The 21481-nt window shown below is 68.5% G+C and carries 18 protein-coding genes; 9 read left to right on the top strand and 9 right to left on the bottom strand.

The genetic code is table 11. The features are described 5' to 3' along the window. Position 1: 1 nt before the first annotated feature. Genes mmsB through CFB35_RS25305 form a run of 3 tightly spaced genes read left to right on the top strand, consistent with a single transcriptional unit; the run spans position 2 to position 2828 of the window. Positions 2–901, top strand: a complete 900-nt coding sequence (gene mmsB, locus CFB35_RS25315) for a 3-hydroxyisobutyrate dehydrogenase (protein WP_059584524.1) — start codon at positions 2–4, stop codon at positions 899–901. After that, a complete protein-coding gene (locus CFB35_RS25310) occupies positions 901–1692 on the top strand; it encodes an enoyl-CoA hydratase (RefSeq protein ID WP_059584526.1) in 792 nt (263 codons plus the stop codon). Before mmsB ends, CFB35_RS25310 begins: the two co-directional genes overlap by 1 nt. Continuing rightward, positions 1689–2828, top strand: coding sequence for an enoyl-CoA hydratase/isomerase family protein (locus CFB35_RS25305; protein WP_089465714.1), 1140 nt, complete (start codon positions 1689–1691; stop codon positions 2826–2828). The genes CFB35_RS25310 and CFB35_RS25305 overlap by 4 nt, the downstream gene beginning before the upstream one ends. A 52-nt stretch (positions 2829–2880) precedes the next feature. Here CFB35_RS25305 and CFB35_RS25300 read toward each other — a convergent pair whose 3' ends face one another. Next, on the bottom strand, positions 2881–3801 hold the full coding sequence (locus tag CFB35_RS25300) for a LysR family transcriptional regulator (RefSeq protein WP_089465713.1): 921 nt from the start codon (positions 3799–3801) through the stop codon (positions 2881–2883). A 177-nt stretch (positions 3802–3978) separates the two neighbouring features. Here CFB35_RS25300 and CFB35_RS25295 point away from each other — a divergent pair, with 177 nt between their 5' ends. Continuing rightward, the gene (locus tag CFB35_RS25295) at positions 3979–5517 is read left to right on the top strand and encodes an MFS transporter (protein WP_089465712.1); all 1539 of its coding nucleotides are present in this window, start codon (positions 3979–3981) and stop codon (positions 5515–5517) included. 44 nt (positions 5518–5561) lie between these two features. On the opposite strand, the gene CFB35_RS25290 is transcribed toward CFB35_RS25295, so the two are convergent. The 6 genes from CFB35_RS25290 to CFB35_RS25265 form a co-directional block, all read right to left on the bottom strand. Next, positions 5562–6944 carry an efflux transporter outer membrane subunit gene (locus CFB35_RS25290; protein WP_089465711.1) on the bottom strand — a complete coding sequence of 461 codons (1383 nt, stop codon included), beginning with the start codon at positions 6942–6944 and terminating at the stop codon, positions 5562–5564. A gap of 6 nt (positions 6945–6950) precedes the next feature. Next, entirely contained in the window at positions 6951–9029 is a 2079-nt protein-coding gene (locus CFB35_RS25285) for a MacB family efflux pump subunit (protein WP_179231787.1), read from the bottom strand. Next, positions 9026–10222: an efflux RND transporter periplasmic adaptor subunit gene (locus CFB35_RS25280; RefSeq protein WP_059585095.1), complete on the bottom strand. Its 1197-nt coding sequence runs from the start codon at positions 10220–10222 to the stop codon at positions 9026–9028. Before CFB35_RS25280 ends, CFB35_RS25285 begins: the two co-directional genes overlap by 4 nt. A 277-nt stretch (positions 10223–10499) precedes the next feature. Next, positions 10500–11228: a bifunctional 2-polyprenyl-6-hydroxyphenol methylase/3-demethylubiquinol 3-O-methyltransferase UbiG gene (locus CFB35_RS25275; protein ID WP_059584534.1), complete on the bottom strand. Its 729-nt coding sequence runs from the start codon at positions 11226–11228 to the stop codon at positions 10500–10502. Positions 11229–11279: 51 nt separating this feature from the next. Then, positions 11280–11861: an HD family hydrolase gene (locus CFB35_RS25270; protein ID WP_059584536.1), complete on the bottom strand. Its 582-nt coding sequence runs from the start codon at positions 11859–11861 to the stop codon at positions 11280–11282. 78 nt (positions 11862–11939) lie between these two features. After that, positions 11940–12506: a helix-turn-helix transcriptional regulator gene (locus tag CFB35_RS25265; RefSeq protein ID WP_059584538.1), complete on the bottom strand. Its 567-nt coding sequence runs from the start codon at positions 12504–12506 to the stop codon at positions 11940–11942. 383 nt (positions 12507–12889) lie between these two features. On the opposite strand from CFB35_RS25265, the gene CFB35_RS25260 reads away from it, so the two are divergent. The 3 genes from CFB35_RS25260 to CFB35_RS25250 all read left to right on the top strand — a co-directional run bounded on the left by CFB35_RS25260 (position 12890) and on the right by CFB35_RS25250 (position 15821). Further along, a complete protein-coding gene (locus CFB35_RS25260) occupies positions 12890–14293 on the top strand; it encodes an HdeD family acid-resistance protein (protein WP_059584539.1) in 1404 nt (467 codons plus the stop codon). 96 nt (positions 14294–14389) lie between these two features. Beyond that, on the top strand, positions 14390–14962 hold the full coding sequence (locus tag CFB35_RS25255; protein WP_059584541.1) for a hypothetical protein: 573 nt from the start codon (positions 14390–14392) through the stop codon (positions 14960–14962). Between the two features lie 127 nt (positions 14963–15089). After that, a complete protein-coding gene (locus tag CFB35_RS25250; protein ID WP_059584543.1) occupies positions 15090–15821 on the top strand; it encodes a ribonuclease T2 in 732 nt (243 codons plus the stop codon). A 156-nt stretch (positions 15822–15977) separates the two neighbouring features. Here the strand turns inward: CFB35_RS25250 and CFB35_RS25245 are convergent, their stop codons facing one another. Continuing rightward, positions 15978–17507, bottom strand: coding sequence for an FAD-dependent monooxygenase (locus CFB35_RS25245; RefSeq protein ID WP_059584544.1), 1530 nt, complete (start codon positions 17505–17507; stop codon positions 15978–15980). 145 nt (positions 17508–17652) lie between these two features. Between CFB35_RS25245 and CFB35_RS25240 the strand changes: the two genes are divergently transcribed. Further along, on the top strand, positions 17653–18330 hold the full coding sequence (locus tag CFB35_RS25240) for a TetR/AcrR family transcriptional regulator (protein WP_179231786.1): 678 nt from the start codon (positions 17653–17655) through the stop codon (positions 18328–18330). A 47-nt stretch (positions 18331–18377) separates the two neighbouring features. Here CFB35_RS25240 and CFB35_RS25235 read toward each other — a convergent pair whose 3' ends face one another. Further along, positions 18378–19013: an isochorismatase family cysteine hydrolase gene (locus tag CFB35_RS25235; protein WP_059584546.1), complete on the bottom strand. Its 636-nt coding sequence runs from the start codon at positions 19011–19013 to the stop codon at positions 18378–18380. A gap of 711 nt (positions 19014–19724) precedes the next feature. On the opposite strand from CFB35_RS25235, the gene CFB35_RS25225 reads away from it, so the two are divergent. Then, positions 19725–21431 carry a ShlB/FhaC/HecB family hemolysin secretion/activation protein gene (locus CFB35_RS25225; protein WP_059584547.1) on the top strand — a complete coding sequence of 569 codons (1707 nt, stop codon included), beginning with the start codon at positions 19725–19727 and terminating at the stop codon, positions 21429–21431. The last annotated feature ends 50 nt before the right edge of the window (positions 21432–21481 follow it).

Raw genomic sequence — 21481 nt, 5'->3', positions numbered from 1 at the left:
CATGAAAATCGGATTTATCGGCCTCGGCCACATGGGCGCGCCGATGGCGCTGAACCTGCTGAAAGCCGGCCACGAAGTGCACGCGTTCGACCTGAGCGCCGACGCATTGCGCGCACTGCAGGACGCCGGCGCGCAGGTGGCCGCGTCGCCGCGCGATGCGGCGTCGGGCGCGACGTTCGTGATCACGATGCTGCCGGCCGCGCCGCACGTGCGCTCGGTGCTCACCGGCGAGAACGGCGCGCTGGCCGGCCTCGGCGCGGGCGCGACGGTGATCGATTCGAGCACGATCGACCCGGCGAGCGCGCAGGCGTTCGGCGCGCTGGTGCGCGAGCACGGCGGCGCGTTCGTCGACGCGCCGGTGTCGGGCGGCACCGGCGGCGCGGCGGCAGGCACGTTGACCTTCATGGTCGGCGGCAGCGACGCGGATTTCGAGCGCGTGAAACCGGTGCTCGCCGGGATGGGCAAGAACATCGTCCACTGCGGCGCGACGGGCATGGGGCAGGTCGCGAAGGTCTGCAACAACCTCGTGCTCGGCATCTCGATGGCGGCGGTGTCGGAGGCGATGTCGCTCGGCGTCGCGCTCGGCATCGACCCGAAGGTGCTGGCCGGCATCGTCAACACGTCGACGGGCCGCTGCTGGAGCTCGGACACGTACAACCCGTATCCGGGCGTGATCGAGACCGCGCCGTCGTCGCGCGGCTACTCGGGCGGCTTCGGCACCGACCTGATGCTGAAGGATCTCGGCCTCGCGAACGACGCGGCGAAGCAGGCGCGCCAGCCCGTCTATCTCGGTGCGCTCGCGCAGCAGCTGTATCAGACGATGAGCAGCCGCGGCGACGGCCAGCTCGATTTCTCGGCGGTGATCCGCCTGTACCAACCGGCCACGAAGAAGGACGCGTGATGATCGAACTCGACTACGTCGACGACGGCGCGATCGCGTGCGCGACGCTCAAGCGTCCGCCCGCGAACGCCTTTACCGCCGACGGGCTGCGGCAACTGCAGCAAACCGTCGCCGAACTGAATGCGGACCCGCGCGTGCGCGCGCTGGTGATCACCGGCGACGGCCCGAAGTTCTTCAGCGCGGGCGCCGACCTCAACACGTTCGCCGACGGCGATCGCGCGGTCGCGCGTGCGATGGCGTCGCGCTTCGGCGCGGCGTTCGAGGCGCTGCACGACGCACGCGTCGTGACGATCGCGGCGATCAACGGCTATGCAATGGGCGGCGGCCTCGAATGCGCGCTCGCGTGCGACCTGCGGATCGCGGAGACGCATGCGCAGATGGCGCTGCCCGAGCCTTCGGTCGGGCTGCTGCCGTGCGGGCTCGGCACGCAGACGCTGCCCTGGCTCGTCGGCGAGGGCTGGGCGAAGAAGATCATCCTGACCGGCGCGCGCGTCGATGCGGCCACCGCACTGCGGATCGGCCTCGTCGAGGACGTGGTCGAAAGCGGCGCCGCGCGCGAGGCGGCACTCGTGCTGGCTCGCAACGTCGCGCGGCAAAGCCCGCATGCCGTGGCCTACAGCAAGGAACTGATCGGCCTCGCGCGCCGCGGCGTGCCGCGCGGCGCGGCGCTCGCGGTCGAGCGCGAACGCTTCGTCGATTTGTTCGACACGGCCGATCCGCGCGAAGGCGTGGCGGCGTTCCTGGGCAAGCGCGCGCCGCAGTGGCGCACCGATGGAGAGCCGCAACGATGAGCACGCCGGTGACGAATCACGATGCATTCGCGGAGCATGCGCCCGAGGTGCTGTTTCGCGTGGTGAACCGCGTGGCGCTGATCACGCTGAACCGGCCGGCCGCGCTCAATGCGCTGTCGTACGCGATGATCGGCGAGCTGGCCGCGCTGTTCGAGCGCTGCCGCCGCGACGACCGGATCGTCGCGGTCGTGCTGCGCGGCGCGGGGGAGAAGGGCTTCTGCGCGGGCGGCGACGTGCGCGCGTTGTACAAGATGGTCGCGCAGCGCGAAACCTGGCTGCCGTTCTTCGTCGACGAATACCGGCTCGACTACGCGATCCACACGTTCCCGAAGCCGGTCGTCGCGCTGATGGACGGCATCACGATGGGCGGCGGCATGGGGCTCGCGCAGGGCGCGGCGCTGCGCGTCGCGACCGAGCGCAGCAAGATCGCGATGCCGGAGACGCGCATCGGCCTCGTGCCCGACGTGGGCGCGACGCATTTCCTGTCGCGCATGCCGGCCGAACTCGAACTGTACGTGGGGCTGACCGGCGCGATGCTGTCGGGCGCCGACGCGCTCGCCGCGAAGCTCGCGGACCTCTGCGTGCCGTCCGCGTGGCTCGACACGTTCGAGACGCGCATCGAAAGCGTCAAGTGGGACGGCGACGCGCTGCCGCTGCTGCGCAAGGTGTTCGAGCCGCCGTGCAACGTCGTGCCGCATGCGGCGCTCGACAGCCAGATGCCGTGGATCGTCCGCCACTTCGACAAGCGCTCGACCGTCGAGCGGATCGTCGCGACGCTCACGCAGGATCTGGCGCGCGACGAACTCGCGCGCGAGCACCGCCAATGGCTGCAGGCGACGCTCGACGCGCTCGCGAGCCATTCGCCGACGATGCTCGCGGTGACGCGCGAGGCGCTGCTGCGCGGCCGGCAGATGACGCTCGCGGAATCGTTCCGGATGGAGCTCGGCATCGTCGCGCGTGCGATCGAGGAAGGCGATTTCTGCGAAGGCGTGCGCGCGCATCTCGTCGACAAGGATCGCAAGCCGCGCTGGGCGCCCGCGTCGCTCGTCGAGCTGCGCGCCGAACGCGTGCGGCATTTCCTGACGTCGCCGTGGAAGCTGTTCGCGCATCCGCTCGCCGATCTCGGCGCGGCGTGATCCTTGCGAGATGGCCCGGCGCGCCCGTGCGACGCGTCGGTTTCAATGCGCGTCAGCGCGCGTCGTCCGCGCGCTCGATCATCGGCGGAATCGCCTGCGCGAGCGCGTCGATCACGCAGCGCGTCTTGCGCGGCAGGTAGCGCGTCTTCGGCCAGATCGCGTGAATGTCGCCTTCGCAGACGAAGCAGCGATCGAGCACGACCACCATCTCCCCGCGCTTCACGTATTGATCGAGCAGCCAGCTCGGCACCCACGCAATCCCGAACCCGGCCGCGCCGGCCGCGGCGATCGCCTGCACGTCGTCGAAACTCAGTTGATGCGGCATGTCGATGCGCACTGTCGAGCCGTCCGGCGCGCGCAAATCCCACGGCTGCACCACGCCCGAACGCGAATACGCGATCGTGCGGTGGTGCTTCAGATCGTCGAGCGTCTTCGGCACACCATGGCGCGCGAGATACGACGGCGCCGCGCCGAGGCTGCCGTACTGCGTGCCGAGCCGCCGTACCGCGAGGCTCGTGCTGTCCGCGAGCGTGCCGATCCGCACCGCGAGGTCGATCCCTTCCTCGACGAGATCGACGAATCGGTCGGTGATCGACACGTCGATGCGCAGGTGCGGATAGCTGCGCGCGAGATCGAGCACGATCGGCGTCACGCAGTGGTGCCCGAATGCGAGCGGCACGCTCAGCCGCAGCTTGCCGCGTGCCTCGTGGCGGCCGCAGTCGAGATCGGCTTCCGCCGCTTCCAGTTCCGCGAGCGCGCGCACGCAGCGGTCGTAGTACGCCTGGCCGTCGTCGGTCAGGCTCTGGCTGCGCGTCGTGCGCTGCAGCAGCCGCGCGCCGAGCCGCTTCTCGAGCCGCGCGATCGCCTTGCCGACCGCCGAGCGCGTCATGTCGAGCCGCTCCGCGGCCAGCGCGAAGCTGCCTGATTCCACCACCTGGACGAAGGTCGTTACGCCGTCGAGTCTGTCGGTCATCGCGTTGCGTCGATTGGGTCCGTAAATTCCCCAGTGCGTGGAAATGCGTGCGTCAATGGGGAGGCGAATTCTCACTATAGTACCGATTCCCGCCCAGCGTGCGTCGCCGGCCGCGCGCGGCGAATCCTACTGACCTGGAGGCGCGCGGCCCGTCGCCGGGCCGCCGCGCAAATACGCATGACGCTATCCGACTCCCGCAGGAATGCGGTCGCGCTCGCGGCCGTCTGTCTTACGTCGCTGATGTTCGGCCTCGAGATCTCGAGCGTGCCGGTGATCCTGCCGACGCTCGAACACGTGCTGCATGGCGATTTCAACGGCATGCAGTGGATCATGAACGCGTACACGATCGCCTGTACGACGGTGCTGATGGCGGCCGGCACGCTCGCGGACCGGTTCGGCCGCAAACGCGTGTACGTGATCGGCACCGTGCTGTTCGGCGCGACGTCGCTGCTGTGCGGGCTCGCGCCGAACGTGCCGGTGCTCGTCGCGGGCCGGCTGCTGCAGGGCGCGAGCGGCGGCGCGATGCTGATCTGCCAGATCGCCGTGCTGTCGCACCAGTTCCGCGAAGGGCGCGAGCGCGGCCGCGCATTCGGGATCTGGGGGATCGTGTTCGGCATCGGGCTCGGTTTCGGGCCGATCGTCGGCGGCGCGATCGTCGCGCTCGCGAGCTGGCCGTGGGTGTTTCTCGTTCATGCGCCGCTCGCGGCCGTCGCGCTCGTGCTGATCGGCGGCGCGGTGCGGGAATCGCGCGATCCGCATGCGGGCACGCTCGACGTCGCGGGCATCGTCACGCTGTCGCTCGCGGTGCTCGGCCTTGCCTTCTACATCACCCAGAGCGCCGAACTCGGGCTCGCGAGCGCGGCCGGCCTCGGCGTGCTCGGCGCGACCGTGCTCGCGCTGATCGGTTTCTTCATCGCGGAGCGCGCCAGCGCGCGGCCGATGTTCGACTTTTCGGTGTTCCGGATCCGCGCGTTCACCGGCGCGATCTTCGGCTCGATGGGGATGAATTTCAGCTTCTGGCCGTTCATGATCTACCTGCCGATCTGGTTCCAGGTCGCGCTCGGCTACGACAGCGTGACGGCCGGCCTCGCGTTGCTCGCGTACACGTTGCCGACGCTGATCGCGCCGCCGTTCGGCGAACGGCTTGCGCTGCGGTACGGGCCTGGCGTCGTGATTCCGGGCGGCCTGTTCTCGATCGCGGCCGGTTTCGTGCTGATGCGGCTCGGCAGCGCGGCCGTTCACGCAAGCTGGCTGACGATGCTGCCGGGCTGCATGATCGCCGGCATCGGGCTCGGGCTGACCAACACGCCCGTCACCAACACGACGACGGGCGCGGTGCCGAGTGCGCGCGCCGGCATGGCGTCGGGCATCGACATGAGCGCGCGGATGATCTCGCTCGCGCTGAACATCGCGACGATGGGCTTCGTGCTGGTGGCGGGGATCGTCGCGAGCCTGCAGGGCGGGCCGGCCGGCGCGATCGGCGACGCGGCGCTGCGCCGGCTCGCGCAGGAAATCGCAGCGGGCCGCACCGACGGGCTGCAGGCGATCGCGCCGGCGCTCGCGCAGGCCGATCCGAGCGGCGCGGCGCTGCATGCGGCGCTCGTGCACGGCTTCGGCTGGGTGATGCTGTACGGCGCGGCGGGCGTGGCCGTGCTCGCGACCGCGAGCGCGGTGGCGTTCGCGCCGGTGCGGCGCGGGGCGGCCGTGTGCGAATGACGCGGGCGGCGCGCGGCGTATGACGGATGACGGGTGACGGCCGGTCAGGAGGTTCCGCCGCCGAGCGCGCGGTAGAGCTTCATCTGGTTGTTGAGCCGGTTCAGGCGCGTCAGTTCGTCGGCGCTCTGCGCACTCCTCAGCACCTGCTGCTGGTCGAGCCACGGCTGCACGGCGGTCGCGCCGGCCGCGAAGCGCGCGGCGGCCAGCCGTTCGGCGCGCTGCGCCTGGGCCAGCGACAGCGCGCGCTGTTCGGCTTCGCGTTCGAGCTGCACGCGTGCCGACAGCGCGTTCTCGACTTCCGCGAGCGCCGTGTAGAGCCGCTGGCGGAACCCGACCACGGCTTCCTCGTACTGCGACTTCGACACCCGGATCTGCAACTGCATCGTGTTCCACTGGATGAACGGCAGCGCGAGGCCGAGCCCGAGCGTGCCGACCGGATTCGTCAGCACGCGCTCGAGGCTCGTGCTCGTCGTGCCGGCGCTGCCGGTCAGCGTGAAGGTCGGGTAGAAGCTCGTGCGCGTCGCGTCGACCTGCGCGAGCGACTCGCGCAGCCGGAATTCCGCCGCACGCAGGTCGGGGCGCCGGCCGAGCAGGCTCGCGGGCAGGCCGGCCGCGACCTCGGGCGGCGCCGCGTCGGGCAGCGCCGACGGTTCGGCCGCGCGCTGCTGCGGCGGCCGGTCGAACAGGATCGCGAGCGCGTGGCGGTTCTCGGTGCGCTGCTGGATCAGTTGCGTCTGCGCCGCGCGTTGCGCGGCGAGGCTTTGTTCGGCCTGCGCGAGGTCGAGCCCCGACACGGCGCCGGCCGCGTGCTGCGACCGGACGAGCGCGAGCGTGCGTTGCGCATACGCGATGTTCGCGTCGCCGAGCGCGATCTGCCGGTTCAGATAGCCGATCTGCCAGTACAGCGCCGCGGTCGTGCCGATCAGCGACAGCCGCGCGGCTTCCAGATCGGCGGCCGTCGCGTCGGCTTCCCAGCGCGCGGCATCGCGCAGCGCGGCGAGCCGGCCCCACAGGTCGATTTCGTAGCTGAGCGAACCGTTGAGGCCGCTCGAGCGGCTCATCCGGTGCGTATCGAGCGTGCGCGACACGGCGCCGTTCGCGCCGAGCGTCACGCTGGGCGTCAGGTTCGTATCGACGAGCCGGGCCTGCAACTGCGCGCGATACACGCGGATCGCCGCGATCGCGAGGTCGTTGTTGGCGCGCAGCGCGTCGTCGATCAACGCGTCGAGTTGCGGATCGCCGAAGCTGCGCCACCAGTCGCGCGTGGCGGCCGGCGCGTCGGCCGCGACCGGCGCGGCCCAGTTCGCGGGCATCGCGACGGCCGGCGGCGGTGTGTGGCGCGCACCCGCGCAGCCGGCGAGCAGCGCGGCCGCGCACGCGAATGCGCCGAGACGGTGAAGCGGGGAGGCGTACGTGATGATGGCCATGTTTCGTCAGTCGCGCGCGAGCGCATCGATCGGGTCGAGCCGCGACGCGTTGCGCGCGGGCATGAACCCGAAAATCACACCGGTGAGCGTCGAGCACACGAACGCGGTCACGATCGCGCCGGCCGAGAACACCATCTTCCACTGCGTGACGAACATCGAGAACAGCGCGCCGAGCCCGAACGACAGCGCGATGCCGATCGTGCCGCCGAGCAGGCATACGAGCACGGCCTCGACGAGGAACTGCTGCAGGATGTCGGACTGGCGCGCGCCGACCGCCATCCGGATGCCGATCTCGCGCGTGCGCTCGGTGACCGACACCAGCATGATGTTCATCACGCCGATCCCGCCGACCACGAGCGAGATCACCGCGATCAGCGACAGCAGCAGCGTCAGCGACTGGCCGGTCTTCTCGACGGTCTTGACCACGCTGTCCATGTTGTACGTGAAGAAGTCCTTGCGGCCGTGGCGCTGGATCATCAGCTTCTCGAGGCTTTTCTCGGCCGCGGCGCTCGGCTGCCCGTCGCGCACGCGCACGGTGATGCTGTCGAGATAGCGCTGGCCGAACAGGCGCCCGCTCGCGGTGGTGTACGGCACCCACACGTTCAGGCTCTTCACGCTGCCGAACGCGCTTTTCTTGTCGGCGGTCACGCCGATCACGACGCACGGCACGTTGTCGACCAGGATCACTTCGCCGACCGGATTGCGCGTCGCGCCGAACAGCTTGCGGCGCGTGTTCTGATCGATCACGGCCACCTGCGCCTGGCGGCGCACGGCATCGTCGTCGAACGCGACGCCGAGCGCGAAGCGCATCCCGCGCGCCTGGAAGTAGCGGTCGCCGACGCCGCTCACGAGCGCGTTGACGTCGATGTTGCGGTAGCGCAGCAGCAGCGTGCGCGACGTTTCGGGCGTCGCGCTGTCGACGTACGGCTGCTCCGCGAGCGCGGCGACGTCGGCGGGCACGAGCGTCTGGATCGTGTCCGCGCGGCTGTCGCCCCAGTCGGTGCCCGGATAGACGTTGATCGTGTTGGTGCCGATGCTGCCGATCTCTTCGAGCATGTAGCGCTTCGCGCCTTCGCCGACCGCGACGATCGATACCACCGACGTGATGCCGATGATGATGCCGAGCATCGTCAGCAGCGTGCGCAGCCGATGCGACACGAGCGCGATCCACGCCATCCGGCACGCCTCGGCGAAGCGGCCGGTGCCGGCTGCGAAGCGGCGGCCGGGTGGCGCGGGATCGGCATTGGCGACGGAATCGGCGCCGACGGGCGGCCGTGCATCGTCAGCGGCGGGCGCGGACGGCGTACTCGCGGCCGCGTCGGCGCCCACTTCCGCGAGCGCTTCGGCAGGCGCTTCCGCGAGCGCTTCGGCAAGCGCTTCCGCGTGGTGGCGGTTCGGCCGGTCGGCGATGATCTCGCCGTCACTGATCTCGATGATGCGCCGCGCATGGCGCGCCACGGCCTTGTCGTGCGTGACGATCACGATCGTATGGCCGAGCGCGTTCAGTTCGTGCAGGATCCGGATCACGTCCTGGCCGCTTTTCGTGTCGAGGGCGCCGGTCGGTTCGTCCGCGAGGATCACCTGGCCGCCGTTCATCAGCGCGCGCGCGATGCTCACGCGCTGCTGCTGGCCGCCGGACAGTTGCCCGGGCCGGTGATGCGCGCGATCCGCGAGCCCGAGGCGCGCGAGCAACGCGCGGGCGCGGGCGTGCCGCTCGGCGCGCGGCGTACCCGCGTAGATCGCCGGCATTTCGAGGTTCGCGACCGCGTCGACGTGCGGCAGCAGGTGATAGCGCTGGAACACGAAGCCGAAGTGCTCGCGGCGCAGTTGCGCGAGTTCGTCGCTGTCGAGCATGTGCGTGTCGCGCCCGCCGACCGTGTACGTGCCTTCGCTCGGATGATCGAGGCAGCCGAGGATGTTCATCAGCGTCGACTTGCCGGAGCCCGACGCGCCGACGATCGCGACGATCTCGCCCGCGTCGATCGACAGGTTCACGTTGTTCAGGACGACGACGTCCTTGTCGCCGGCCGGAAAGCGTCGCGTGACGGCGGCGAGTTTGAGCAGGGGCTGGCTTCTCATCGTCATACCGCGTCCGCCAGCGGCGCGCGCTCGTCCGGCGACGCCTCGCCGATCACGACGCGTTCGCCGTCCTTCAGGCCGGCCAGCACTTCGACGCGCACGTTGTTGTTGATGCCGATGCGCACGTGGCGCGTGTCCGTGCCGCCGTCGGCGCGCAGCACGCGCACCGCGTAGGTGCCGTCCTTGCGCTTGTCGCCGAGCGCGGCGGCCGGAATGCTGAGCGCGTTGCGCGCGTTGCCGAGCACGATGTTGACCTGCGCGGTCATCGCGATGCGCAGCCGATGCCCGGGATTCGGCACGTCGAACAGCGCGTTGTAGAACACCGCGCTGTTCGGCTTCGTGCTGCCGCCGCTACCCCCGCCGCCGAGCGCGCTCTGCGCTTCCGCGTAGTTCTGCGGCGCGGGTTCGATCGCGCGCAGCTTGCCGTAGTGGCGCTTGTCCGGTTCGCCGAGAATCGTGAAATACGCGGTCTGGCCGGCGCTCACGCGGATCACGTCGGCTTCCGACACCTGCGCCTTCACCGTCATCGTGTCGAGATTCGCGAGCTTCAGGATCACCGGCGCCTGCTGCTGCGCGATCACGGTCTGGCCTTCCTGCGTGACGATCGCGACGACTTCCCCGTCGATCGGCGCGACGATGCGCGTGTAGCCGAGGTTGGCTTGCGCGGTCTCGATCTGGATGCGGGCCGAACGGATCTGCGCGGCGAGCGACGCGAGCGTCGCGCGCTGCACGTCCAGCGTTGCGCGCGCGGCCTCGAACGATTCGCGCGACGTCGCGTCGTCGGGCAGCATCGCCTGCTGGCGGCGAAACGCGAGTTCGGCCTGCGTGAGCTGCGCGGCGGTCGACTGCTGCTGCGCGCGCAGGCTTTCTTCGCTGGCGCGCGCCTGGCGCAGCGCGTTTTCCGAAATCACCGGGTCGATCTCGGCGAGCCACTGGCCCTTCGTGACCTTGTCGCCGAGCTTGACCTTCAGCGTCTTCAACTGCCCCGACACCTGCGCGCCGACGTCGACCTGCCTGAACGCCTGCAGCGCGCCGGTCGCGAGCACCGCGTTCTCGAGGTTGCCGCGCGTGACCGGCGCGGACAGGTACTGCGGATGCTTGTCGGGCGCGCAGGCCTTCAGCGTGACGCCGGCGGCGATCGCGACGACGGCGAGGGTGGCCAGCACGATGCGCCGGCGGCGATGGGTCTTCTGGGTCATGAGCATGCAGCGAGGATGAAGCGGCGCCGGCGATGCGTGCGGCCGGGCGGAACGATCCGGTAGGCGTCGCGTGCCGGGCGTGTTGCGCGCAACGGGTTCCGCGTACGCATCGCGCGGGCGTGCCGAATCGAATCAGGCGCTCATGGTAAGCGAGGAATTCGCGCCAAATCGTGTGGAAATTGTGCTGAATTGTGTGGACGCCGCACCATCGGGCGGGCGAAACGGCGAGTTTGTCGCGATTCGTGGAACGGGCCCGCCGCGCGTGCGGCGCCCGGTGCTAGCGCTGCGCGGCGACGATCGCCATCATCGGCCGGTCGCGTTCCTCGTCGAGCGCGGGCTGTGCGACGACCTGTTCGGGCGTCGGCCCCCATTCGTCCAGATGCGTGAGCGTGAAGCCGCTGCCGATCAGCAGGTTCACGAGCGTGCCGAGCGTGCGATGCTGCTTGACGACGCCCGGCGCGAGCCAGTCGGTCACGCGCTCGCCTTCGCGCTGATAGCCGTCGAGCGGCCACGAGCGGCGGCCCTGCGCATCGACGACGAAACCGGGCCGGCGCGGCGCCGTATGGATCGGATGCTCGATCGAGAACACGAGCCGCCCGCCCGGCACGAGCGCGCGATGGATCGTACGCAGCAGCGTGTCGAGGTGAACGATGTAGTGGAACGCGAGCGAACTGTACGCGAGATCGAACGCGGCATCGGGCAGCGCGAGTGTTTCGAGGTCGGCGCGACGGTACGCGATCGCCGGATGCGCGGCGCTCGATGCCGCGCGTTCGAGCATCCGCTCGGACACGTCGATGCCGAGCACGCTCGCCGCGCCCTGGTCGGCGGCCCAGCGGCTGAACCAGCCGTAGCCGCAGCCGAGATCGAGCACGCGGCGGCCGCGCAGGCCCGGCAGCAGCGCGCGCAGCGCCGGCCATTCGGGGGCGCCGTCGAGCCCGTGAATCGAGCGGTTCAGGCGGCTGTAGCCTTCGAAGAAGGCGGGGTCGTCGTAGATGTTCTGAGTCATGCGGCGGCTTTCGTGCGGGGGCGGGCCGGCCGGCTGCCCGATCCCGCGAGCTTACGCGCGCTGGCCGCTCGCGTCGATCCGGCGTTGCGTATCGGCGTCGACGATCGCGCGGATCGCGCTGAACAGCGGTTGCGCGTCGGTGTAGCGTCGCCCGTAGCCGAGATTGAACGCGTAGTCGAAATCGGGCGGATTGCGGCCCTGGTTGTGTTGCAGGATCGTTTCGAGCTTGTCGAGCGCCTTCGCCGCGCGGGCTTCCGGCGACGCGGCTGCCTCGTATTCGTCCCACAGTGCGACGATCTCGTCGCGCATCGTGCGGTCGAGCGACGCGGTCAGCGTCAGCAGGTCGTCGCGTTCGTGCGTGCTCTTGTCGGGGTGCGCGGCCTGCTCGATCGCCGGGATGTCGCCATGCAGCGCCTCGCCGAGGTCGTGGACGACGCACAGTTTCAGCAGCCTCAGCGCGTCGACGCCGGGCAGCGCGTCGGCGAACACGAGCGCCATCAGGCACAGCCGCCAGCTGTGCTCGGCCGTGCTTTCCGCACGGCCGGCCGACGTATGGCCGCTGCGCAGCACGTCCTTCAGGCGCTCGGCTTCGCGCAGGAAAGCGAGCCGCGCGTGGATCGTATCGGGATTCATGATCGGCGTCCTTGCGATGAACCGCCAAGCGTACGCCGGCCGGACGCGCTTCGTCCACGCATGAAATATGCGCGTGCGTCAGCGCGCGTCGAGCGTTTCAACGAGCCGCACGGCCGAGCCGTCCGACAGCGTCATCCGCGTCCACCGGCACCGGCTGCCGCGAATCGGCACGACGCGCGACGCATTCGCGCCGGTGTCGAACTCGACGCTCGGCGGCCCCGCGCGGTCGTGCCAGCCGAGCGGATCGAGCGCGGCTTCCATGCGGACGATTTCCGGTGTCGCGTAGCGCCACAGCGACGTGCCGAGCAGTGCCGAAACCGGCTGCGAGAATTCGGCCGCGCGCGCCGGCGAGCTGGCCAGCAGACGGTGCGTGAGGTCGCACACGAGATGCATGCGGCCCGCGCTGCCGGCGATCAGCCGCGCGAGCGCGTGATCGCCCGCGGAGTCGAGGCGCGCGGCGAGCAGCCGTTCGGCCGTTGCGCGCTCGTCGGGCGACATCTGCTGAAGGCCGGCCTCCCAGCGCGAGATCGTCGATTGCGCGACGCCGAACAGTTCGGCTGCGTGGCTTTGCTTCACGCGGTGCAGCGCGCGCCAGCGCCTGAGTTGCGGGCCGAGCGGCGGGGGATGAAGCGGGGAGGCGGGCATGGTGGTGCTCCGGTCGATGCTGCCGTCGCGCGGCGCACGTCGCGACGGCTACGCCGTCCGTGCGGTTCGCTTCAGTTCAGTGGCTTTCGCCCTCGGAAGCCGGATTCTCGCGTATCCGCCGCACGTTGTCGAACCGGAAGTCTGCCGCGGCAGCGGGCGCCCGCGTGCGTTCGCGCCCGTCGAAAACGTTTTCGCGGCGCTTTCTCCCGGCTCCGTCATATCTTATTATTCGGCCAGAGCGGCGCGTGCCGGCCGCTATCGGTCATGTCGACGGCATGACGCGCCGGCAACGATGACCGCCATCCGGCAGGCGCGTCGCACCATGCGCGGCCGAAACGACCGGGAACGCGAGGCCGCGCGTATCCCGAAAAAACGAGGGCGCAATGGTACGACTGGTGTTGCTGCTGCTAGGCATCGAATATCTGCGAACCCGCTGGCGCGGGCTGACCGTGCTCGGCTGGCTGTGGGTGGCCGCGGGCGTCGGCATTTTCATCGACGCGCTGGACGGCGCGCTGCATTTCCCGATCGAGCTGTTCGCGTGGCTGTTCCTGATCGAAGGGCTCGCGACGCTCGCGGTGGCCGGCAGCGGGGTCGGCGGGCAGCGCATCCTGCGCTACGTGAAGGGCGTCGCGGTCGTGGTGGCCGCGGGGCTCGTGTTCGCCGGCCATCATCACGGCCACTTCCTGCTGTCGATGATCTTCGGCACGCTGTTTCTCGTCGACGGGCTGCTGCAGTGCACGTCCGCGTGGATGGTGCGCTATCGCCGCTGGCACGTCGCGTTCGCGTGGGGCGTCGTCGAGATCCTGCTGGCGATCTTCTTCTTCCAGCCGTACCCGACGCACTACGCGGGCACCGTGCCGTACTGCCTCGGCCTGCTGCTGATGTTCGGCGGAATGCACATGCTGAGCCTCGCCGCACGCGTGCGCCGGCTGACGCGCAACCCGGCGTTCGCGACGTCGCCCGCGCCGGCGCTCGCGCCGGATCTCGACGATGCGCAGGGCCTGCCGCAGTTCGCGCAATCCGAATGGGACGGCCCGCCGGCCGACGGCGAGCGGGCGCTCACCGTGCACGTATGGACGCCGACCGGCACGTCGAAGGCCGAAGCGCAGCGCTATCCGGTGATCGACCGCTACATCGCGGCGGTGGACGTCAACGGCGTGATCTCGACCGGCCATGCGGCGCTGGAATCGCCGGAGGGCATCTACATCAGCCTGTATCCGGGCGTCGAAATCGATCGTTCTCCGGACGAATTCACGCGCATCCTGCGTGCGACGCGCGAGAACGACGTGCCCGGCCTGTTCCAGCCCGACTATGCGACCGAGTCGAAAGCGTGGTGCCCGTCGACCGTGCGCGTGCGCATCCGCAACTACGATCCGGCCAAGCTCGACGCGTTCTGGTCGTCGTACCGGCAGAACACGACGTACAACCTCACGCACCGCAACTGCTCGAGTACCGTGTCGAATGCGCTCGAGGCTGCGCTCGACGGTGCGGTGTGGCGGCTGAAGGGCGAGCGGGCCGGGTGGGGCGCGTTCGTGCGGCTGCTGCTCACGCCCGAGCTGTGGGTGGCCGCGCAGATCCGCAAGCGCGCGGTGACGATGGCGTGGACGCCCGGCCTCACGCTCGACTATGCGCGCGCGCTCAGCATGCTCGCCGATCCGCGCCCGTTCGCATGGTGGAAGGTCGCGCGCTCGGCGGTGAGCGCGATCATGGCGTCGCGCCGCGCGTGGCGCGAGCAGGACAGCGCGGCGTTGTCGCCTGGCGGATCGGAGGCGGCGTCGATGAAGTGAAACGCGTGGCGCCGGCCGCGGGCCCGGCATCACAAGGGGCGCTTGCGCACGGCCCGGCGAGATTGTCCGCCATCAGCACCCACGGATGACACAACCATGAACGAGACGAGGGCGTTCCGCATCCTGATTCCGGCCGCGCTGGCGCTGGCGAGCGCGGGCCTCGCGCAGGCGGACACGGACGAAGTGCTGCGCATGAGCGACGACGTGTACCGGACGTCGGTGTCGTTCTGCTCGAACGTCGCGGCCGCCGAGAAGATCGCATGCCAGGGCGACATGATCGCCGCGGGCAGCCGGATCGTCGCGGCGATGGGCGGCCTGCCGCCGGCTTCCGCCACGGCGATCGACGAAGGCGCGCGCAACAGGCTGCCGCCGGAAGAGCGCAACGGGCTCGCGCCCGTCGAGCCGGGTGCGATCGACAAGGACGACGTTCTGGCCGGCCTCGCCGGCATGGTGCGCCTGTGCGACGTGTACGAGCCCGAACCGGCGTCGCGCGCGCGGCACCATGCGGCGCTGAAGCAGAAGGCGCCCGATGCCGCGCCGCGCGTCGAGGCGTTGCTGGCCGACGCATCGACGGCGGCGCGCCGGCGCGTCAGCATCGGCGTGTGGCAGATTCTCGCGCTCGAAGGCCCGCAAGCATCGGCGCGGGCGTGCACGCAGCTCGGCGCCTGAGCGATCCCCGCATTCTTTCGTGCACCTTCACATTCGTGCCACGTTGCGGCAGCAACAATCGCGAGCAGACATTCGACAACCTTGCGGCGCATCCCGCGCCCGCAAGCCCTTTCCGAGGAAACACGCCATGCTCAAGACGCTCGCCCGCGCCGCTGCCGCACTCGCCGTCGCTTCCGTTTCACTGCACGCCGCCGCGCAGACCAGCTACGACTACCTGTTGCTCGCCGCATCGTGGGAGCCCGGCTTCTGCGCGTCGCACGACACGCCGGAATGCACGAACCTCGCCGGCTCGTATGCGGCGACGAGCCTGTCGCTGCACGGGCTGTGGCCGAACCGCTATGACGGCAACCAGCCGTTCTACTGCGGCGTGCCGCAGAACGATATCGATCTCGACAACGCGCACCAGTGGTGCAGCATGGACGCGTACCCGATCAGCAGCGCGACCCGCGACACGCTGTCGACGTACATGCCGGGCGTTGCGTCGTGTCTCGACAAGCACGAATGGTTCAAGCACGGCACCTGTTCGAATTCGGCGACGCCCGATGCGTACTGGAACCAGGCGTCGGGCATGATCAGCCGGTTGGGCAACACGTCGTTCAACGCGTTCCTGCAGGCGAACGCGGGCAAGACGGTCACGCGTAACCAGTTGCTGTCGGCGTTCGAAGGCGCGTTCGGCAGCAACACGCGCAGCGCGGTGTCGCTGAAATGCACGAAGACGAACGGCGTGAGCTACTTCACCGAAGCGTGGATCGCCGTGAAGACGAATGCGACTGCGCAGTTTCCGAGCGCGGCGTCGCTCGTGACGGATGGCAATACGCAGGGCACGTGCCCGACGTCGGGGGTGTTTATCGCGAAGTGAGGCGGACGCGGCCGATGTGCGCGATGTCGCGCACGTCGCGGGTGGTCCGGGCTGCGGCAGGGCGGATCGCGTGGGCGTTCGAGAATGTCGGGCGTGCCGTTGATGGCGCGCATGGAGATTTGTCGGTCGGCAGCTTCCTGCGTCGGGCGGCGGCGCTCAATTTGCCGCGCGCGGCGTGCCGAACCATCGTGTGAGCGCATGCGTGGCGGCGTCGATGTCCGCGTCCACGTCGTCATCGCACGCCCAGGCGACGAAACCGTCGGGGCGCACGAGCACCGCGCGCAATCCGAGCCGGTCCTTCGCGTCGCTCGCGATATAGGCGACGCGGTCGCGCCAGCGGTTTGCCGTCGCGTGAAGTGGCCGGCCGACATCGAACTCCAGCAGCACACCCTTGCCACGCCTCGCGCGTTCACCGAGCCGCGTGCCATCAGTCAGTTCGAAATCCGGAACGCTGCGGCCCACGAGCGGATGGCCGCCGCCGAGATCGTACGCGAGCGACACGCCCCACAGGCGTTCGGCGAAGTACGTCGCGCCGTCGCGCGTATCGACGAGATCGCGCATGATCGCCGCGAGCGCGCGCGAACCCGAGGACGGCCGCATCAGCGCGACCTGCGCACGCGACCAGTCGAGCACGCGCGCGCCCACCGGATGCCGTTCATCCGTGTAGCTGTCGAGCAGGCCCGCCGGCGCGTCGCCGCGGATCGTCGCGGCAAGTTTCCAGCCGAGATTCATCGCATCGCCGAGCCCGAGATTGAGCCCCTGGCCGCCGAGCGGCGAGTGGATGTGCGCGGCATCGCCTGCGAGCAGCACGCGTCCGTTGCGATACGTCGCAGCCTGATACGCGCGGTCGGTCCACGTGGCGGCGAGCCGAAGCGTGTTCAACGTGACGCTGGCGCCGGACACGCGACGCAGCACGGCCTGCGCATGCTCGAGCGTCACCGGCCCGCTGCGATGGAACGCACCGCCGTCGAACTCCACCAGCGCGACGGTACCGGGCGGCGTGTACGTGTACATGCCCGCCGGCGTGTAGTGACGGCCCGGCGGCAGCGCGCCCGGATCGGCGAACCCGGCTTCGATCGAATAACCGGTGAGCTCGGCGTCGGTGCCGGTGAACGCGAAGCCGCCGGCCTTGCGGACCGCGCTGCGGCCGCCGTCGCAACCGACGAGCCAGCGTGCGCGGAAAGTCTCGCCGCCCACGCGCAGCGTGACCGCATCGGCCGACTGATCGAAGCCTTCAACCGCCAGGCCGCGGCGAATCTCGACGCCCGTTGCGCCCGCACGGGCGGTCAGCACGGATTCGACGCGCGCCATGTCGGTCGCCATGTGCGTGCCGGCCGGGCCGGGCAGGTGATACGGCCACCGCGACGCATCGATGTCGTCGTGGAAGAACTGGATGCCGGCGAAATGGCCGGCCGGACGACGTGCTTGCTGCATCCAGTGCGCGGTGTCCTTTGCGTGGGCCGGCAATGCGATGCCGTCGAGCAGGCCGCGACGGTAGAGCGCGTCGATGGTCGGCGCGGACAGGCCGCGCATGCCGAACGGGAGACGCTTCAGCGGAGATTCGGAATCGTCCGTCTGCTCGACCACCAGCACGGACACACCGGCGAGGCGCAGCTCGCATGCGAGAAACAGGCCGACAGGGCCGGCTCCGGCAATCACGACATCATGGGTCACGGGCGGATTCATCGGTGGCTCGGTTTCAGGCCAGGGCGGCCCGGTGTGATCGAGAGCGCGGTACCCCCGGCATCGCGCCCGCTTCGGAAAAGTAATGGAACGGTGTTCCATTGGCGAGATATTGGAACGATGTTCCAGATGTGTCAAGCTGACGCGCATGAAAACCAGCAACCGGACCGAGCGGCGCGCGGATGCGTTGTCGAAAGAGCGGATCGTCGAGGCCGCGATCGGGATACTCGACCATGCAGGCGAGGGCGCGCTGACGTTTCGCTCGCTCGCGGCACACCTGGCGACCGGAAGCGGCGCGATCTACTGGCACGTCGCCGACAAGGACGACCTGCTCGCGGCGGCCGCGGATCAAGTGATCGCAGCTGCGCTAACGGACGTGCCGACGGAGCATGACGGCGATGCGGCGCACGCGCTCCGGCGCATCGCGCTGCGTCTGTTCGACGCGTTCAGCGCGCATCCGTGGGTGGGGGCGCAGTTGTTCCGCGAACCGTGGCAGCACGCGGTGCTGCGGATCCTGGAGCGCGTCGGCGGGCAGCTTCAGGCGCTGGGCGTGCCGGAATCCGCGCAATTCGACGGCGCGTCCGCACTGATGCATTACATCTTCGGGCTGGCCGGCCAGTACGCGGCCGGCGCGCGGCTGCATCCGCGCGAGACGAGGCAGCCGGAGATCGTCGCGGCCGTTGCCCGGCGGTGGGCGCAGCTCGATCCGGCGCAGTACCCGTTCGTGCGCAAGGTGGTGGCGCAATTGGCCGCGCACGACGAGCGCGCGCAGTTCCTGGCTGGCATCGATCTCATTCTGGCGGGAATGGGCGCGGCGGCTCGGTAAGCGGCGTCCGGCGTACGGTTCCGAACGGCGGTGCCACGAGTCCGCCGTTACGCCAGCAGCCGCAGCGCATCCGCGAGCGACAGCACCGTCGTGCGCGATTCGAACGCGGTGGCGAACAGATGCTCGTGGACGATCGGGTCCGGGTCGTAGCAGCAATCCTTGACCGTATAGAGGCGGAAATCGGCGTCGCTCGCGTGAGCGATCGACGACAGCATCACGCCGGTCGACGCGATGCCGACCATGATCAGCGTATCGACGCCTCGTGCGCTCAGCCGCGCCTGCAGATCGGTGCCGAAGAAGACGCTCGCGCGGTGGGCGATGATCAGCGGTTCGTCGGGTTGCCGGGCCAGTTCGGGACACGGGCCGTCGTCGATGAACAGGCCGAGTTGCTTGATGCCCTGGCCGTTCTTGTTCAACGGGCTGACTTCCGGATAGCCGGGGCTGAAGCGGAGGTTCGCGAACCAGACGCCGACGCCGGCCGCTCGTGCGGCGTCGCATAGCTTGCGCGTATTGGAGAGCAGCTCGGCCGCGACCGACGGGAAGAGGCCGAGGATGTCGGTCTGGTAATGCATGACGAGCAGCGCGGTTCTGGATGGCGCGACGGCCGGGATCGACGCGGATGCGCCGCTGCCGGCGTGTATGGGGGAAGAAGCGACGAGTTCCGATGCGTTGTCTTGATCCATGCGTGGCGTTCTCCGGTAATCGCTGCGGAAGGTCGGACACCCAAAACCGATTCGGCCCGCTCAGCCTTGAACAGTACATCGGCGGAGCGGCCGCAGCTGGCCGTGTTCGGGAAAGTGATATGTGTCTCAAAAATTCTACATTCCGGAGCCAAACAGGGCGTGTGGCGAAAATCGTGTTGCAAATTGGAGACGTTTAGTATCGCACGGACGTCTACTGTCACTTGTCGATGATCAGTGGATTAACGGCGGTGAGGAATGTCAATCGTCCAGATTTTGATATTTCCTATCTCAGTATTAAGGGTGGTTTTTGGGATTTTCGTAAGAACGATGAAGTCTCGCAGGGCGATTCCACGGAGATGTGCCCGGTACTCCTTGTTGATTTGCGAGTGGTCTAAATAAATCAATGATTTATTGAGTTGATGTGGGGGCGATGGCGCCTCTTTTGCCTGGCGGTCTCCCTAGAGAAACTGCTCTGTTTTTGATGCGTGATTTTTATTGGATAACCTTTTCGAAGTGTCAATTTTTTTGCTTTTTAGAGGGATTGACTTGTGCATATCTGATTGGAGTACGCCGCGATCGCCGATCATGCAGCCACGGCGGGTGAACATTCACGGCTGAGGATATTGGTACGGCATTGCAATTTCTGACACTGTGCTTTCGAGTGTTTTGATAAATTGCGGCGCGAGAGACCAATCATTACGCGGCTAACAAGTGAAGAAACGAGAAACTTCGGCAGCGTTGATTTCGGCGTTGGCGAGCGTTTCTACATTCGCGCAAGGCGTTCCGCCGTCCGAGATCACGTCTGGCCCGCAAATCCAGCGTTTGCAACAACAGCAACTGGACGCGACGAAGGAATTGAATCCTCGTCCGACCGTCCTGACGCCGACGGGCGAGAAGGCATCGACAACCGGCGTCGACAACTTGCCGCTCGATAATCCGTGCTTTCCGATCAAGGCAATCGCATTGGAAGACAATGCGTTCGCATGGCTTGCGCGTTTTCTGCAACCGGTCGTCGGCCAGTGCGTCGGCAAGGCCGCGCTCAAGCAGATTCAGGACGCGGCCAATAACGCACTGATCGACCGTGGCTACGTGACGTCACGCGTGCTCGTGCCAGTGCAATCGCTGCAAGCCGGAACGCTGACGCTTCGTGTGGTTCCCGGGCGGATCAGCGACATCCGCGCCGGCAAACCGACGATCGGCTGGACGCGCGCGGCATTGCCGGCATCGGCCGGTGCGTTGCTGAATCAGCGCGACATCGATCAGGGGCTCGAGAACGTGCGCCGTCTCCAGTCACAGTCCGATGCGACGTTCGACATCGCACCCGGCATGAATCCGGGCGACTCGGAGCTGGTGTTCCATCCGGGCACCGGCAAGCGCTGGCATGCCGTCATCGGCGCGGACAACGCGGGTCTCGATTCGACCGGCAAGTACGAGCTGTCGGGCTCGTTCACCTTCGATTCCCCGTTTCACTTGTACGATCAACTGCAGATCGCAGGCACGACGAACGCAAACATTGGCGCATCCGCGAAGGGGAATCAGTCCGTCTCCGCGAACTACAGCGTGCCGATCGGTTACGCGATGCTGACGCTGAACGCGAGCCGCTCGCGGTACAAGCAGACGGTCGCGGGTTTTGACGAGCCGATCGAATACAGCGGTGTTCAGTCTCAACTTCAGGCCGGGCTGTCCGGCGTGATCTATCGGAACGCGCACGCGCGCACCGAAATTCACGGCAACCTGTTCCACAAGATCAGCCGCAACGCGATCGACGGTGTCGACATTCCGGTGCAGCATCGCGACATCATCGGTTACGAACTGGGTATCGCGCATCGCCAGTACATCGGCAATGTCGTGCTCGACGGCTCATTCGCGTGGCGCGCATCGTTGCCGGGCGTCTCCAGCCATTCGGGCACGGTGGTCGGCACTCCCGACTTCGACGGCAAGACGCAGGTCGAACTGGCAAGCCTCGGCGCTCAAGTTCCTTTCAGGATCGGCAGTCAGGCGTTCTCGTACCAGTTCGGCTGGAACATGCAGAACGCACGTACGCCGCTGACCCCTTCCGACTATTTCACGATCGGCACGCGTTACGCGGTGCGTGGCTTCGATCAGCAACTGACGCTCGCCGCCGAGAGCGGCTGGGTGGTTTCCAACGAACTCGACTGGTACGTGCCGACGCCTGTCGGTACGCAGGCGCTCTATGCCGGCATCGATGCCGGGCGCGTGCGGGGACCGGCCGCGCAATACCTGCTCGGCGAAACGCTGGTCGGCGCCGTCGTCGGCATGCGCGGCAATCTCGCACCGAAGAACGTGCTCGGCGCCGCGCTGAACTACGACGTATCGCTCGGCTTCCCGTTGTCGAAGCCGGAAGGATTCAAGACGGGGTCGCCGACGTTGCTGTTCCAGGTCAGCACGTTGTTCTAAGCGTAGCGGGGCGGGCCGAGCGGGGCGTCGATCTCGACTCGGTGTCCTGT

Origin of the sequence: Burkholderia sp. AU16482 (genome assembly GCF_002223285.1) — a bacterium.
Lineage (GTDB): Bacteria > Pseudomonadota > Gammaproteobacteria > Burkholderiales > Burkholderiaceae > Burkholderia > Burkholderia semiarida.
The sequence above is the reverse complement of the archived record's forward strand: the minus strand, read 5'-3'. Positions and strand labels throughout refer to the sequence as shown.